The sequence below is a fragment of the Cedecea lapagei genome (genome assembly GCF_900635955.1).
Lineage (GTDB): Bacteria > Pseudomonadota > Gammaproteobacteria > Enterobacterales > Enterobacteriaceae > Cedecea > Cedecea lapagei.
This window is the reverse complement of record NZ_LR134201.1, coordinates 2,677,351-2,691,712: the sequence shown is the minus strand read 5'-3', so window position 1 is coordinate 2,691,712 and position 14,362 is coordinate 2,677,351. Positions and strand designations below refer to the sequence as shown.

Annotated in this window: 14 protein-coding genes; 9 read left to right on the top strand and 5 right to left on the bottom strand. The window is 56.1% G+C overall.

Annotation, left to right across the window (positions count from 1 at the left end; translation table 11 throughout):
- The first annotated feature begins 1 nt into the window (after position 1).
- Positions 2-2,389: a phenylalanine--tRNA ligase subunit beta gene (pheT, locus tag EL098_RS12960; RefSeq protein ID WP_126356589.1), complete on the top strand. Its 2,388-nt coding sequence runs from the start codon at positions 2-4 to the stop codon at positions 2,387-2,389.
- A gap of 4 nt (positions 2,390-2,393) precedes the next feature.
- On the top strand, positions 2,394-2,693 hold the full coding sequence (gene ihfA, locus EL098_RS12955) for an integration host factor subunit alpha (protein WP_001229265.1): 300 nt from the start codon (positions 2,394-2,396) through the stop codon (positions 2,691-2,693).
- Positions 2,694-2,738: 45 nt separating this feature from the next.
- Here the strand turns inward: ihfA and agp are convergent, their stop codons facing one another.
- Positions 2,739-4,007 (bottom strand): bifunctional glucose-1-phosphatase/inositol phosphatase, encoded by a 1,269-nt coding sequence (agp, locus tag EL098_RS12950; RefSeq protein ID WP_126356588.1) that lies wholly within the window; start codon positions 4,005-4,007, stop codon positions 2,739-2,741.
- Between the two features lie 380 nt (positions 4,008-4,387).
- On the opposite strand from agp, the gene btuC reads away from it, so the two are divergent.
- From btuC to selO, 7 genes are all read left to right on the top strand, one after another.
- Positions 4,388-5,368, top strand: coding sequence for a vitamin B12 ABC transporter permease BtuC (gene btuC, locus EL098_RS12945; protein ID WP_126356586.1), 981 nt, complete (start codon positions 4,388-4,390; stop codon positions 5,366-5,368).
- A 26-nt stretch (positions 5,369-5,394) separates the two neighbouring features.
- Complete coding sequence (locus EL098_RS12940; RefSeq protein ID WP_126356584.1) at positions 5,395-5,946, top strand: glutathione peroxidase; 552 nt, start codon at positions 5,395-5,397, stop codon at positions 5,944-5,946.
- 16 nt (positions 5,947-5,962) lie between these two features.
- The gene (btuD, locus tag EL098_RS12935; RefSeq protein ID WP_408609131.1) at positions 5,963-6,694 is read left to right on the top strand and encodes a vitamin B12 ABC transporter ATP-binding protein BtuD; all 732 of its coding nucleotides are present in this window, start codon (positions 5,963-5,965) and stop codon (positions 6,692-6,694) included.
- A gap of 76 nt (positions 6,695-6,770) precedes the next feature.
- A complete protein-coding gene (locus tag EL098_RS12930) occupies positions 6,771-7,232 on the top strand; it encodes a C40 family peptidase (protein ID WP_045782223.1) in 462 nt (153 codons plus the stop codon).
- A 125-nt stretch (positions 7,233-7,357) separates the two neighbouring features.
- On the top strand, positions 7,358-8,332 hold the full coding sequence (locus tag EL098_RS12925) for a LacI family DNA-binding transcriptional regulator (protein WP_126356580.1): 975 nt from the start codon (positions 7,358-7,360) through the stop codon (positions 8,330-8,332).
- A gap of 168 nt (positions 8,333-8,500) precedes the next feature.
- Complete coding sequence (locus tag EL098_RS12920; RefSeq protein ID WP_126356579.1) at positions 8,501-9,232, top strand: EAL domain-containing protein; 732 nt, start codon at positions 8,501-8,503, stop codon at positions 9,230-9,232.
- Between the two features lie 64 nt (positions 9,233-9,296).
- Positions 9,297-10,742 carry a protein adenylyltransferase SelO gene (gene selO / locus EL098_RS12915; protein ID WP_126356577.1) on the top strand — a complete coding sequence of 482 codons (1,446 nt, stop codon included), beginning with the start codon at positions 9,297-9,299 and terminating at the stop codon, positions 10,740-10,742.
- Here selO and EL098_RS12910 read toward each other — a convergent pair whose 3' ends face one another.
- Genes EL098_RS12910 through EL098_RS12895 form a run of 4 tightly spaced genes read right to left on the bottom strand, consistent with a single transcriptional unit; the run spans position 10,743 to position 14,357 of the window.
- Complete coding sequence (locus EL098_RS12910) at positions 10,743-11,522, bottom strand: heme ABC transporter ATP-binding protein (RefSeq protein WP_126358441.1); 780 nt, start codon at positions 11,520-11,522, stop codon at positions 10,743-10,745.
- Positions 11,522-12,478 carry a FecCD family ABC transporter permease gene (locus EL098_RS12905; RefSeq protein ID WP_126358440.1) on the bottom strand — a complete coding sequence of 319 codons (957 nt, stop codon included), beginning with the start codon at positions 12,476-12,478 and terminating at the stop codon, positions 11,522-11,524. Before EL098_RS12905 ends, EL098_RS12910 begins: the two co-directional genes overlap by 1 nt.
- Before the next feature lie 35 nt (positions 12,479-12,513).
- Positions 12,514-13,329: a heme/hemin ABC transporter substrate-binding protein gene (locus tag EL098_RS12900; RefSeq protein WP_126356576.1), complete on the bottom strand. Its 816-nt coding sequence runs from the start codon at positions 13,327-13,329 to the stop codon at positions 12,514-12,516.
- Positions 13,326-14,357 carry a hemin-degrading factor gene (locus EL098_RS12895; RefSeq protein ID WP_126356574.1) on the bottom strand — a complete coding sequence of 344 codons (1,032 nt, stop codon included), beginning with the start codon at positions 14,355-14,357 and terminating at the stop codon, positions 13,326-13,328. Before EL098_RS12895 ends, EL098_RS12900 begins: the two co-directional genes overlap by 4 nt.
- Positions 14,358-14,362 lie beyond the last annotated feature (5 nt).

Sequence of the window (14,362 nt, the reverse complement as noted above, 5' to 3'; positions counted from 1 at the left end):
AATGAAATTCAGTGAACTCTGGTTACGCGAATGGGTAAACCCAGCCAACAGCAGTGAAGAACTTTCCGGCCAGATCACCATGGCAGGTCTTGAAGTTGACGGCGTTGATGCCGTTGCCGGTGCTTTCCACGGCGTTGTGGTCGGTGAAGTGGTCGATTGCGGTCAGCACCCGAACGCCGACAAACTGCGCGTGACAAAAGTTAACGTCGGCGGCGATCGTCTGCTGGACATCGTGTGCGGCGCGCCAAACTGCCGTCAGGGCCTGAAAGTGGCCGTGGCTACCGTCGGTGCCGTTCTGCCGGGCGATTTCAAAATTAAGGCCGCTAAGCTTCGTGGCGAGCCGTCTGAAGGGATGCTGTGCTCCTTCTCCGAGCTGGGTATATCCGATGACCATAACGGCATCATCGAGCTTCCAGCGGACGCGCCAGTTGGCACCGACATTCGTGAATACCTGAAGCTTGACGACAACACCATCGAAATCAGCGTAACGCCAAACCGTGCCGACTGCCTCGGCATTATCGGCGTGGCTCGTGACGTTGCCGTTGTGAACAAGCTGCCGCTGGTTGAGCCAGAGATTATGGCCGTAGCTGCGACTATCAATGACACGCTGCCCATTCGCGTAGACGCCGCAGAGGCCTGCCCGCGCTACCTGGGCCGCGTTGTTAAAGGCATCAACGTTAAGGCGCCAACGCCGCTGTGGATGAAAGAGAAGCTGCGTCGCTGCGGTATCCGCTCTATCGATGCAGTCGTTGATGTCACCAACTACGTGCTGCTGGAGCTGGGGCAGCCGATGCACGCCTTCGACCTGAACCGCATCGACGGTGGCATCGTGGTACGTATGGCAGAAGAGGGCGAAACCCTGGTTCTGCTGGACGGCAGCGAAGCTAAGCTGAATGCCGACACCCTGGTGATTGCCGACCACGGCAAAGCCCTGGCAATGGGCGGCATCTTCGGCGGCGAACATTCAGGCGTTAACGACGAAACTCAGAACGTGCTGCTGGAGTGTGCTTTCTTCAGCCCGCTGTCCATCACCGGTCGCGCCCGTCGTCACGGTCTGCATACAGACGCATCCCACCGCTACGAGCGCGGCGTAGATCCTACGCTGCAGTATAAAGCGATGGAACGCGCTACCCGCCTGCTGGTGGATATCTGCGGCGGCGAAGCTGGCCCGGTTATCGATGTGACAAGCGAAGCGCACCTGCCGAAGCGTGCCACCATCACCCTTCGTCGCAGCAAGCTGGATCGCCTGATTGGCCACCACATTGATGATGCTCAGGTAAGCGATATCCTGCGTCGTCTGGGCTGTGAAGTGACCGAAGGTCAGGACCAGTGGACTGCCGTGGCGCCAGGCTGGCGTTTCGACATGGAGATTGAAGAAGACCTGGTGGAAGAAGTCGCGCGCGTCTACGGCTATAACAACATTCCAGACAGCCCGGTACAGGCCGGTCTGGTGATGGGAACCCATCGCGAAGCTGACCTTTCCCTGAAGCGTGTGAAAACCATGCTGGTGGACAAAGGCTATCAGGAAGTGATCACCTACAGCTTTGTCGACCCGAAAATTCAGCAGCTTCTGCACCCGGGCGAAGAAAATCTGATTCTTCCTAATCCGATCTCTGCCGACATGTCCGCTATGCGTCTGTCGCTGTGGAGCGGCCTGCTGACGACCGTGGTTTATAACCAGAATCGCCAGCAAAGCCGCGTGCGTATTTTTGAGTCGGGCCTGCGCTTTGTGCCTGATACTCACGCAGACCTTGGCATTCGCCAGGATCTTATGCTGGCGGGCGCTATCTGCGGCAACCGCTACGAAGAGCACTGGGATCTGGCGCGTAACACCGTTGACTTCTATGATCTGAAAGGCGATCTGGAGTCCGTTTTAGCCCTGACCGGCAAACTTTCGGACATCGAATTCAGAGCACAGGCAAATCCGGCCTTGCATCCAGGGCAAAGTGCTGCCATTTATTTAGCAGGTGAATGCATTGGTTTCATTGGTGTTGTTCACCCGGAGCTGGAGCGTAAACTGGATCTTAATGGCCGCACGCTGGTGTTCGAAGTCCTGTGGAACAAGCTTGCAGACCGCGTGGTGCCTGAGGCTCAGGAAGTTTCACGCTTCCCGGCGAACCGTCGAGATATCGCCGTTGTGGTGGCTGAAAACGTTCCCGCAGCAGATATTTTGGCCGAGTGTAAGAAAGTTGGCGCAAATCAGGTAGTTGGCGTAAACTTATTTGACGTGTACCGTGGCAAGGGCGTAGCCGATGGCTACAAGAGCCTGGCCATAAGCCTTATCCTTCAGGATACGGGCCGTACACTCGAAGAAGAGGAGATGGCCGCTACCGTTGCAAAATGTGTAGAGGCATTAAAAGAGCGATTCCAGGCATCATTGAGGGATTGAACGTATGGCGCTTACAAAAGCTGAAATGTCAGAATATCTGTTTGATAAGCTCGGGCTTAGCAAACGAGATGCCAAAGAGCTCGTAGAGCTGTTTTTCGAAGAGATCCGTCGCGCTCTGGAAAACGGTGAGCAGGTGAAACTCTCGGGCTTTGGTAATTTTGACTTACGCGATAAAAACCAACGTCCCGGGCGCAACCCGAAGACCGGCGAAGATATTCCCATTACGGCGCGCCGTGTGGTGACCTTCCGACCTGGTCAGAAGCTAAAAAGTCGGGTTGAAAACGCGTCGCCAAAAGACGAGTAACCTGAGTTAACAAAAGGCCGCTAACGCGGCCTTTTTCTTTGGTTTTCAGTTAGCCAGGGCGGCGTTCATGACTTCCTCGAAGTCATCCCATCGGCAGAAACCCTGGGGATCGGTCGAACATCCCTGGAAGGATAGCGTGAAGTGCTGCGGTGGGTGATTGAGAGTTAATTTTTCCAGATTGCGCAGCTGATCGCTGCTCTGATAAATATAGTCAACCTTTAGGAACGGCATACCGTCAGCCTGTCTTCTCCAGCGCTGGAACACGACTTTTCCCCCGATGGGCGTCGTTTCGAACTGCCGAGGCAGTTGATAGGGATTGACGCGAAGCGCTGAGAGCAGGGTGGCAATATTGGTGTCGTGCCCGATGAGCAACGTCATTTTTGGCCGTGGCTTAGCGGGTATTTTAATAAAAAAGTCATGCATCGTTACCAGCAGCGGTTTTGCTAAATTCTGCGCAACGGCGGGAGAGGAAAACTGTGTATCAAGATAGCCGTTTCTTAATTTTAAAAGTTGCTTCCATTGTTGAGCGCTAAGCGTTTTACCCCAGGTTATCTGGTGGAGCGGGAAGCCTTCATAATATTCCATCATAAGTGCTTCGGTAATGGAATAGCCTGCTTTAAGGGCGCCGACTATATGGGGATCGCTTCCTGGCGCGGCTGTAAAAGTATTTTTCATTTGTGCAAAATGACACAGCTTATCTTCTTTGCAGAATTTAGAGTTTTTAAAATCAAGTATCTCTTCAAGCAGATGATAGGAGTCGGCGAGCGCCAGGGAGTGGATTTTGTCATTCATCGCCGTTAGCGCCATCGTTTTGAAAGCGTCGCTGGTATCCGTTATGACATAGTTGAATATCGGATCCATTGATTCCCAGGTATCTTTTTCCGGTAAGGGAAGATGCTGAACCTGGATGTCGCAGCCGGGAAATGCGCCGGCGGCGAAGAACTGTGCTGTGGCGACGGTACGTTGACGCCGGTTAGCATAGAGGTAGACCTCTTCCCGATCCGGGCAGGCAGCCTCCTTAAGGAGTCGATGACTTTTTAGCCATAGGCTAAAGTAGTGGCCCATATAGACTTCTAGCGCTCCGCCCCTGGTCGTTAACTCATTGCCCTTGTTGTCCCACTGAGGCCATGGTTTTGATGTAGCCTGACTCAGGGTTTTACTGGTTGATGTGAACGGCGTGCGAAGATTATGGCGGCTGACAACAAAGGCCTGCTCCAGAATATAATCCGCGGGTTGAGTATCATGTTTAATTTTAGCGCTGGCTTGCAGACTGATAAGCCCGCTGAGACAGACAATGACTATTCCCTTTATCATTTCATATTATCCTTGTAGCTTAAGTTGTTATTTTAAATTCAACTCCTGGTGTATGAATACAATCTATACGTTTTCGTTTTACATCATGAAAAAAGCCCAAATCACAGCAATTCGATAATCAGATAATTATCGAAGATTGCTGTTCTCTGGGCTCTGGCAATCAATCAGGAATGGCACACATTCCTGATGCCAGACCGTACAGTAAGAGTGAAAAAAGAGTCAATATGAATACTGCGATTTGTGGATGCCGCTCAAAAAATGGCTATAAAGGGCCTTATTAGCCCAGGCACGAATAACGCTGGAATTCATGTTTTGCTTTGCACTATTAACAACTCCCCGTAAAATCATGCGCATAAATATGTCAGGGGAGCCTTTACGGAATGCTGAGTTTTGTAACCAGACACCGCCGGGTTGAGCGCCGCTGGCTGGTCGCCCTGACCCTGGCGGCAGTGGCTATGCTGACGCTCAGCCTGTGTGCGGGAGATGTCTGGTTTTCGCCGCTCTCGTGGTGGAGCGATGAGGCGCAGCTATTTATCTGGCAAATCCGATTACCCCGCACGCTGGCCGTCCTGCTGGTCGGTGCTGCCCTGGCGCTGACCGGCGCCATTATGCAGGCCTTGTTTGAAAACCCCCTTGCGGAACCCGGTTTGCTCGGCGTCTCCAGCGGCGCTGGCGTTGCGCTGGTTATCGCCCTGCTGCTCGGGCAGGGGATGCTGCCCGGCTGGGCACTCGGGCTGTGCGCTATCCTCGGGGCCTTAGCAATCACACTTATTCTGTTACGTTTTTCCCGTCGTCATCTCTCCACCGGTCGTCTATTACTTGCAGGTGTCGCGCTCGGAATTATTTGTAGCGCGCTGATGACCTGGGCCGTCTACTTTAGCTCCAGCCTCGATCTGCGCCAGCTTATGTACTGGCTGATGGGCGGATTTGGCGGCGTGGACTGGCGGCAAGGCTGGCTGATGGTGGCGCTGCTGCCGGTTGTGGTTTGGCTGTGTCGTCAGCATGCGCCGCTTAACCTGATGGCGCTGGGCGAAAACTCAGCCCGCCAGCTTGGACTGCCCGTCTGGCTGTGGCGCAATATTTTGGTTGTCGCCACCGGCTGGCTGGTCGGCGTCAGCGTTGCGCTTGCCGGAACTATCGGGTTCGTTGGCCTGGTGATCCCGCATATGCTGCGGCTCAAGGGGCTAACCGACCATCGCGTATTGCTGCCTGCCAGTGCGCTGGCCGGGGCGACAGTGTTGACCGGAGCGGACGTGGTAGCGCGGCTTGCTTTAAGCTCTGCAGAGCTGCCTGTAGGCGTAGTGACCGCTACGCTCGGCGCGCCGGTGTTTATCTGGCTATTATTGAAAGCCGGACGTTAATTCGGCTCACAGAGGAAGGGGATGATATGCAAAGCAATGTTCTGAATACCGAAGTCACCACGATTGACGGTGATAGCACCACGCTGGAGAACTGGCAGGGTAAAGTGCTGCTGGTGGTGAACGTCGCCTCCAAATGCGGGCTGACGCCGCAGTACGAGCAGCTGGAAAACCTGCAGAAGGACTTTGAGGACCAGGGCTTTAGCGTGCTGGGCTTCCCGTGTAATCAGTTCCTGGGGCAAGAGCCGGGCAGCAGCGAGGAGATAAAAACCTTCTGCAGCACCACCTATGGCGTCACTTTCCCGCTGTTCAGCAAAATCGACGTCAACGGCGAACATCGTCACCCGTTTTATCAGAAGCTGATTGATGCCCGCCCAACTGCCGTAGCGCCAGAAGGCAGCGGTTTTTTAGAGCGCATGAACAGCAAAGGGCGTGGTCCACTTTACCCTGACGATATCCTGTGGAACTTTGAGAAGTTCCTCATCGGCCGTGACGGCAAGGTCATCCAGCGCTTCTCTCCGGATATGACGCCGGAAGATCCCCTCGTGCTGGATGCGATTAAACAGGCGCTGGCTAAGTAACTTGTCTGTTTTGCAAATGACAGGCATCACCGTCGCGGGCCGGCTTGGGCCGGTTACCGCGTCGGTGGAGCCTGGCGAGCTGATCCACCTTGTCGGACCTAACGGGGCAGGGAAAAGCACGCTGCTAACGCGGATGGCGGGGTTAAGTTCAGGGTCTGGCCGTCTTCTGCTTAACCAGCGGCCGCTTGACGAATGCCCTCCCGCTAAGCTTTCCCGGTGCCGCGCCTGGCTTGGCCAGCAGCAGCTTCCTCCTTTTGCCATGCCTGTCTGGCACTATCTGCAGCTGCATCAGCCTTCGCCTGAGGCCGACGCCGCCATGCTGCGCCTGGCTGAGGCGCTGTGGCTTACCGACAAACTGACGCGGCCGGTTAACCAGCTTTCCGGCGGCGAATGGCAGCGGATACGCCTGGCGGCGGTACTGCTGCAGATTGATCCTTCGAGCAACCCCGAAGGGCAGTTGCTGCTGCTGGATGAGCCTATGAACAGCCTTGACGTTGCCCAGCAGGTCGCGCTGGATCGCCTACTGTACGCCTTTTGTGAAGCCGGTATCGCGGTGGTGATGAGCAGCCATGATTTAAACCATAGCCTGCGTCATGCGCATAAAGTATGGCTGTTGCGAGAGGGGAAAATGGTGGCTCAGGGGAATAGAGATGAGGTGCTAACGCCAGAGAATTTAACCGCCGCTTACCAGATGCCGTTTCGATTATTGCGTATCGAAGGGCACAGTATGCTGATAAGCCCGCTATAACGTCGCGGAAAGCTTGCAATAATTCGGCGCGACAGGCTAAATTACTGGAAACAGCAAGACCGGGAGTTGTCTGAAAATGCGTTTGTGGCTTATTGCAGTGGCATGCATAGTGTTGGTGGGGTGTAGCCATAATGCTCCTCATCCGAACGCCCGACTTTCCGATTCCATTACCGTTATCGCCCAGTTAAACGATCAGCTGCGCAGCTGGCACGGTACGCCGTACACTTATGGCGGCATGAGCCGACGCGGCGTTGACTGCTCTGGTTTTGTGCTGATGACCTTCCGCGATAAATTTGACCTCATGCTGCCGCGCATGACCAGCGAGCAGGCAGAAATCGGCACCAAAATCGATAAAGACGACCTGCTGCCCGGTGACCTGGTATTCTTTAAAACCGGCTCGGGCGAAAGCGGCCTGCACGTCGGCATTTATGATACCGACAATACCTTTATTCACGCTTCCACCAGCCGCGGCGTAATGCGTTCCTCTCTGGATAACGTTTACTGGCGTAAAAAATTCTGGCAGGCCCGCCGTATATAACCCCTTTTATCTTTTCTTAGCTGAAAATCGTGACCGTTCCCGCAAAACTACGGGCGGCGTCAACGCGGTTTTGAATATCAGGTAATATCGGGGGGCGATTTGGTTTTCCCGTTAAGGATTGTTTCATGGTCACCCTCGAAGATGTTGCTGCTCACGCGGGCGTCTCCCGCGCCACCGTTTCGCGCGTGGTCAACGGCGACACTAAGGTTAAATCGCAAACCCGTATTAAGGTTGAAGCCGCGATTGCCGAGCTGGGTTATTCCCCCAATCCTGCTGCCAGAGCGCTGGCGTCCAGCCAGAGCCACTCGATAGGTCTGGTCACCACCTCCTATACCGGCGGGTTCTTCGGGGCGCTGATGGATACCGTGCAAACTGAAGCCGAGTCTAACGGAAAGCAGCTGCTGGTGACGCAGGGGCGCGGCACAGAAGAAAATGAGCGCAATGCCATCCAGCGGCTCTATAATTTGCGCTGCGATGGGCTGATCCTGCATGTTCGCGCGATAGCCGATGAGGCGCTAATCCAGCTGGCAGACCGGGGTAACCAATTTATCGTTCTCGACAGAGAGGTGCCGGCATTAAGCTCGCGCTGCGTGGTCTTCGATCACCGCCTCGCCAGCCATATGGCAACCTGTTATCTGCTCGAGGCGGGCCATACCGCTATCGCCTGCATCCACGGTCCAACCCAGCGTTCCTCCAGCCTTCTGCGGCGGCAGGGGTTTCTTGAGGCCATGGCTGCGTGGGGAATTACGCCGACCGCGGTGGTAGAAGGGGAGTACGATATGCCAAGCGGCTACCGGCAAACTTCTGCGCTGCTCGACCAGCATAACATCACCGCGCTTTACTGCTGTAATGAAGAGATGGCCGTCGGCGCGATGCTGGCCATTACGGAGCGAGGTCTGCGCATTCCGCTGGATATATCCCTTATTTGTTATGACAGTGGCGACCGTGCGGCGTTTGTCCGCCCCGCGTTGACCAGCGTTTATTTCCCGATAGCCGATATGGCCCGGTACGCCACGCGCAAATTACTTAATGAACATTGTGAGAATGAATCTTTTTTACCTTGCGTAATTTCCCGCGATTCCGTGCGCAATTTGCGTTAAAAACTGGCTATGTACGGATATCCAGGATAAGCTGAAAGTAATTAAAAGATTAAGTCTAACCGTTTCAGGGATGAGTGTGAAATTCACAGCGATAGCAGCTATCCGACTATTTTCGGATTGGCGCTGTATCTCTCTGCCGTCCAACCAGAAATCCACAGGGCTGGCAAAATGATTGTTTCACTTGATAGTGTTTATTGTTCTCATCTTTATTATCGTCCCGCCGTCAGGCCGGACGATAGCATCATGGGTGTCGAAATCGTTGCAAACTTCGTGGGGGCCAGTGCGCCAGTGCGTATTCCCACTGAATTGTTAGTTCCTCACCTTGTCGCGGAACAGCACCTGGAGCTGTTCAGAGAAAAATTAACCTTAATTGAAGAACAGCAGAATTTCTTTATCACCCGCCAGCTTATTGTTTGGGTTCAAATTAATGAAATTATTATTGATGAGATAATTAACAACCAGGCTCTATATATCCGATTAAAAGCCCTGCCGTTTATTGAATTAACGATTAGCGAGAATTTTCCTGATTTAAATAGCGGCAAAATGAATTTAAGGCTGGCCTGGATGGTGGAACGTTTTTCGCTGGGGCTGGCGGACTTTGGTGCCGGACATGCCACTACAAAGTCTATTTTTGATGGCCTGTTCCGGCACGTGATCATGGACCGTTTTTTTATTCAGAAACAGCTTTCGGGGCGCACCTTCTCGCCGTTTATGCTTGCCATTCTTGGGCAGGTTTCTCCGTTTTGTGAGGCTTTACTGATTGCCGGCATCGATACCGCCAGCGCGCAGAGCAAAGTGCAGCTGCTGGGCTTTGCCGCGATGCAGGGCAAGCAATGGCCGCTCGTTCAGCCGCAGGATTTGGCCTCACTTCTCCCGCCGCATGAAGGCCTCGTTCACTAAAGTCCCTGCTGCGCCACCGTGTTTATCTTGCCGGAGTGGGGCTACACTGTGGGGTGGAGGAACCATGACCAATACTTTAGCTTTTGTGAATACCTGGCACGATGAGCTGCCGGGTTTCTACAGCGCATTAAATCCAACGCCGCTAAAAAATGCACGGCTGCTTTATCACAGCCAGCCGCTGGCCGATGAACTGGGTCTTGATGGCTCCCTTTTTGATGCTCAGCACCAGGGCGTGTGGAGTGGCGAAACGCTGCTGCCCGGGATGCAGCCGCTGGCTCAGGTTTACAGTGGCCATCAGTTCGGCGTCTGGGCCGGGCAACTGGGAGACGGGCGCGGTATTCTGCTGGGTGAGCAGCAGCTGGCCGACGGGCGCAAAGTTGACTGGCACCTGAAAGGCGCGGGCTTAACGCCCTACTCGCGTATGGGTGACGGGAGAGCCGTGTTGCGCTCCACCTTACGAGAGTTTCTTGCCAGCGAAGCCATGCATGCGCTTGGGATCCCGACGACCAGGGCATTAACGATTGTCACCAGCGACACGCCCGTTCAGCGTGAAACGGTTGAGCAGGGGGCCATGCTGCTGCGGGTGTCTGAGAGCCACCTGCGTTTCGGTCATTTTGAGCATTTCTACTATCGCCGTGAGCCCGAGAAAGTTCAGCAGCTTGCAGATTACGCTATTCGCCACCACTGGCCGCATCTTCAGGGGCTGGACGAAAGGTATGCGCTCTGGTTCCGCGATGTGGTGGAGCGTACCGCTAAGCTGATTGCCCTCTGGCAAACGGTGGGGTTCGCGCACGGCGTGATGAACACGGATAACATGTCGATTCTGGGGCTGACTATGGACTACGGCCCGTATGGTTTCCTTGATGACTACCAGCCTGAGTTTATCTGTAACCATTCGGATTATCAGGGGCGCTATGCTTTCGACAACCAACCAGCGGTTGGGCTATGGAACCTGCAGCGGCTGGCGCAGACGCTGTCTCCGTTTATCTCAGCCGATAAGCTCAACGCTATTCTGGATGGCTATCAGCCAGCCATTATGCGCGCCTTTGGCCAGCGGATGCGGGCAAAGCTTGGTCTCTTTACCGAGCAGCAGGACGACAATCAAATCCTCAGCGAGCTGTTGGCTCTGATGAGCAAAGAGGGGAGCGATTATACCCGTACCTTCCGCATGCTTAGCGTGACGGAGCAGCTCAGTGCCGCATCGCCGCTGCGCGATGAGTTTATCGACCGGGCAAGTTTTGACGCGTGGTTTGGGCGTTATCGTGAGAGGCTTCAGGCCGAGCAGGTGAGTGACGCGGAACGGCAGCAGAAAATGCAGGCGGTCAACCCGGCGCTGGTCTTGCGAAACTGGCTGGCACAGCGTGCGATTGAGGCGGCAGAGCAGGGCGATACTCGCGAACTGGCTAAGCTGCACCAGGCGCTGCTCCAGCCGTTTATCGACCGCCAGGACGACCTGACGCAGCGTCCGCCTGACTGGGGAAAACGGCTGGAAGTCAGCTGCTCAAGCTGATTACTGGCGCAGCCCTACCTGAGGAACCGGGTGTTCCGGATGCCGGAATACCCGCAAATCCGCCTGATACCAGCGCTGTAAAATTTGCTCGTCCAGCACCTCGTCTGGAGTGCCGTCCGCCACCATTCTGCCTTTATGCAACAGAACAATGCGGTCGGCCCACAGCGCTGCCAGATTTAAATCATGCAGCACTACGCAGACCGACAGCGTGCCCGTTCTGGCGAGACGACGCAGCAGGCGCAGCACGTGCTGCTGGTGGTAGAGATCCAGCGCGGACGTTGGCTCGTCCAGAAACAGCCAGCCGTGAGGCTGCCCGTCGCACCAAAGCTGCGCCAGCGCCCGGGCAAGCTGCACCCGCTGCTGTTCGCCGCCGGACAGGCGACAAAAATCTCTGCCGCTCAGGTCGTCACAGCCGGTTAACGCCATAACTTCCGCCACGACTTCTGCCGTTGACTCCTGCGGCCAGGGCGCCCGGCCCATGGCAATCACGTCTTCTACCGTCCAGCTAAACGCCATACTGCTTTGCTGGCGCATCACCGCTCGTTTACGCGAAAGGGCGTCGTTGGACCACTGGCTTAAATCATGCCCTGCCAGAGCAACGCGACCGCTGTCAGGCTGCTGAAAGCCCGTCAACAGCCGCAACAGCGTGGATTTTCCCGCGCCGTTAGGGCCAATCAGCGCCACCACTTCGCCCGGCCTGAGGCTGACGTTCACGTCGTCAATCAGATAACGGTGCCCCATTTTCAGTGAAACATGATGCGTTTGCAGGATCTCGTCCATCACGCTCTCTCCTTGCTGCGGAAAATCATCGCCAGGAACCAGGGGCCGCCTATCAGGCTGGTCAGCAGGCCCACCGGCATTTCTGCGGGGGTGACGACCGTTCGCGCCAGCGTATCGGCAACCAGCAAAAGCATCGCGCCTGCCAGCACCGAGCCGGGTACCAGCCAGCGATGATCGGAGCCGAGCCACATGCGCACCAGATGCGGCACTACCAGCCCGACAAAGCCGATAACGCCGCTGATCGCCACCGAAGCGGCCACTAATAGCGCGCTGAGGATCAGCAGATGACGCTGGGTCGTTTTCACATCGACGCCCAGATAATGCGCCTCTTCGTCGCCAAGCTGGAGCAGATTAAGACGCTTAGAAAGCAGCCAGATCCCCAGGCTGGCGGGAAGAATAAGCGAGGCGGTCGCAAGCAACGTTGACCATTGTGCCTGGCCCAGGCTGCCCATGCCCCACAGGGAAAGCTGGCGCAGCTGAGTGTCGTTACTTATCCAGGAAAGCACGCCAACCGCGGCGCCGCAGAGGGCGTTTATTGCGATGCCCACCAGCAGCAGACGCGAAAGAGAGTTGTTTCCTGACCGGCTAAGCAGGAAAATCGCCAGCGTGACCGCCAGGCTGCCTACAAATGCCGCCAGCATCGGGGCATAGAGCGCGAGAACCGCCGGCAGGGCCAGAGGCATGACGATAGAGAGGCCCACCGCCAGCGCAGCCCCGCTGCTGATCCCCAGTAAACCAGGGTCGGCAAGCGGGTTACGAAACAGCCCCTGCATCACGCAGCCGGAGAGCGCCAGAGCGCCGCCAATCAGCGCGGCCAGCAGCACTCGAGGCAGGCGAATGTTCAGCCAGATATCGCGCAGCGTGTCGTCATTCGCCTGCCACAGGACCGCCACGGAGAGCCGCATGGCGCCAAGATTGGCGGCAATAAGCGCCATTGCCAGCAGAACCAGCCCCATTAAACACAGGGCATGGTGAGGCAAAGGGCGACGTATCACGGCAGCTGCTCCGCTTTTTTGCGCAGGGCGAGGATCGTCTGCGGGGTATCAATGCCAAAGCCGAGCAGCGCCATGTCATCCACCACCATCAGCTGTTTGTTTTTGCCCGCAGGCGTCTGGGCGAGGCCCGGCAATGCCCAGACCTTCTCTTCGCCGCCGAGGGTTTTCACCCCGTCGGTGGTCACCAGAATCAGGTCAGGCTTGCTGGCAATTACGCCTTCCTGGGACAGCGGCTGGTAGCGCTTAAAGCCCTGCATCGCGTTCTTCAGACCGGCAGCATGAATGGCTGCATCCGCGGCCGTTTCCTGCCCGGCGGCCATAGCGGTCATACCGCCGTGGCTCATGATAAACAGCACCTTCTTACCAATCGGCTGCGCCGGGATCGCGGCCAGCTGGTCGTGGAGCTCTTTACGCAGTTTGTCACCTTCCTGCGTTTTACCCAGCGCGCTGGCCACGGCGGCCACTTTGGCATCGATGCTGTCCAGATTATTTTCTGCCGGTACGGTAACGACCTTCACTTTGCTGGACTCAATCTGCTTCAGGGCCATTGAAGGTTGAGCCTGAGCGCTGGCCAGCACCAGCGTCGGGCGCATCGCAAGAATACCTTCGGCATTAAGCTGGCGCAGATAGCCGACATCCGGCAGTTTTTTCACGGCATCGGGATGAAGGCTCGTGCTATCACGAGCCACCACATCCTGACCCGCACCCAGCGCCCAGACAATTTCGGTGACATCGCCACCGATAGTGACCACGCGCTCCGCCGCGCCTGCCATTAGCGGCAGGGCAAGGACTGCGAGTAACAGGCGTTTCATGCCGCAAGCCCTTTACCGATCAGCGCTTCAATCTGATTGCGCCACTGCTCTTGTTCCGGCTGGCCTTCGGTGCGCTGGCCGTACAGCTGAGCGATTTGCGTGCCGTCGGCGGCAAACAGCTCGAGGCTGGTGACGTGACCATCGGCGGTCGGCTTACGGGTCACCCAGCTTTCGGCGATGGTGTCGCCCATCAGGTGCAGCGTGAACTCCGGGTTGAAGACGTTAACCCAGTTTTCCATCGGCACCACCTTGTGGATTTCACCGGTAAAGATCTGCACGCAGCCGCGATTGCCAACGAAAATCATAATCTCGTTGCCATCTTCTTTGGCCTGATTAAGCAGCCGGGACAGGGCTTCGTTATCCACGCGGCAGGCCAGATCGTCTTTCACCAGTCGGAACGCCTGCTGACGGGTCAGCTGGTGGCGCTTCAGCAGCTGGAAGAACTGGTGAACGTCGGTCATCCCACGCCACTCAGCATCCACTTTGTCAGCTTCCATCGTTGGGGTCATCACCGCTTCTTCCACGGCTTTGATCGCCAGCGCCGGATTCTCGGTGTGGATGAAACGGGTCAGCACCTCGCTCCAGGCCTCTACGTCCGTGCTGTCAGTGGTATACACCTTCAGCAGCGCGTCGCCCTGATGATCGAAAAACTGAATGCTCTGGCGTTCCCCGCGAGCCGTCTCTTCACGCACGTGGAATACGCTCGCCCACTGATTCAGGAACAAACGAAGATCCAGCGCACGTGGATTCAGCACCAGGCCAGCATGGCCGTTAAGATGCTGATTCTCAAAGCGGCCTACCTGCTCGTGAACCGCGTATTCATTGCGGCAGATGCACTTCGTTTCACCCACGGCTTCCAGCGCGGCAAAGATCTCTTTCACATCGCCATTCAGACGCCATGCGTCGTGACCGACGCGAGCGTGGGTCAGTTCCGCCTCGCTGATTTGCATCAGTCTGGCGATATCCCGGGCATATTTTTTCGGGTGTTCTTGCTTAAGCTGGATCCAGCTGTCGTAACGCTGACTCATGAATA

Excerpts from the sequence above, each read along its gene's own strand:
- EL098_RS12920 (WP_126356579.1), top strand. The coding sequence starts at position 8,501 with ATGATTGTTTCACTTGATAGTGTTTATTGTTCTCATCTTTATTATCGT.
- btuD (WP_408609131.1), top strand. The coding sequence starts at position 5,963 with ATGACAGGCATCACCGTCGCGGGCCGGCTTGGGCCGGTTACCGCGTCG.
- btuC (WP_126356586.1), top strand. The coding sequence starts at position 4,388 with ATGCTGAGTTTTGTAACCAGACACCGCCGGGTTGAGCGCCGCTGGCTG.
- EL098_RS12895 (WP_126356574.1), bottom strand. The coding sequence starts at position 14,357 with ATGAGTCAGCGTTACGACAGCTGGATCCAGCTTAAGCAAGAACACCCG.
- selO (WP_126356577.1), top strand. The coding sequence starts at position 9,297 with ATGACCAATACTTTAGCTTTTGTGAATACCTGGCACGATGAGCTGCCG.
- pheT (WP_126356589.1), top strand. The coding sequence starts at position 2 with ATGAAATTCAGTGAACTCTGGTTACGCGAATGGGTAAACCCAGCCAAC.
- EL098_RS12925 (WP_126356580.1), top strand. The coding sequence starts at position 7,358 with ATGGTCACCCTCGAAGATGTTGCTGCTCACGCGGGCGTCTCCCGCGCC.
- agp (WP_126356588.1), bottom strand. The coding sequence starts at position 4,007 with ATGATAAAGGGAATAGTCATTGTCTGTCTCAGCGGGCTTATCAGTCTG.
- EL098_RS12905 (WP_126358440.1), bottom strand. The coding sequence starts at position 12,478 with ATGGGGCTGGTTCTGCTGGCAATGGCGCTTATTGCCGCCAATCTTGGC.
- EL098_RS12900 (WP_126356576.1), bottom strand. The coding sequence starts at position 13,329 with ATGAAACGCCTGTTACTCGCAGTCCTTGCCCTGCCGCTAATGGCAGGC.
- EL098_RS12910 (WP_126358441.1), bottom strand. The coding sequence starts at position 11,522 with ATGGACGAGATCCTGCAAACGCATCATGTTTCACTGAAAATGGGGCAC.
- ihfA (WP_001229265.1), top strand. The coding sequence starts at position 2,394 with ATGGCGCTTACAAAAGCTGAAATGTCAGAATATCTGTTTGATAAGCTC.
- EL098_RS12940 (WP_126356584.1), top strand. The coding sequence starts at position 5,395 with ATGCAAAGCAATGTTCTGAATACCGAAGTCACCACGATTGACGGTGAT.
- EL098_RS12930 (WP_045782223.1), top strand. The coding sequence starts at position 6,771 with ATGCGTTTGTGGCTTATTGCAGTGGCATGCATAGTGTTGGTGGGGTGT.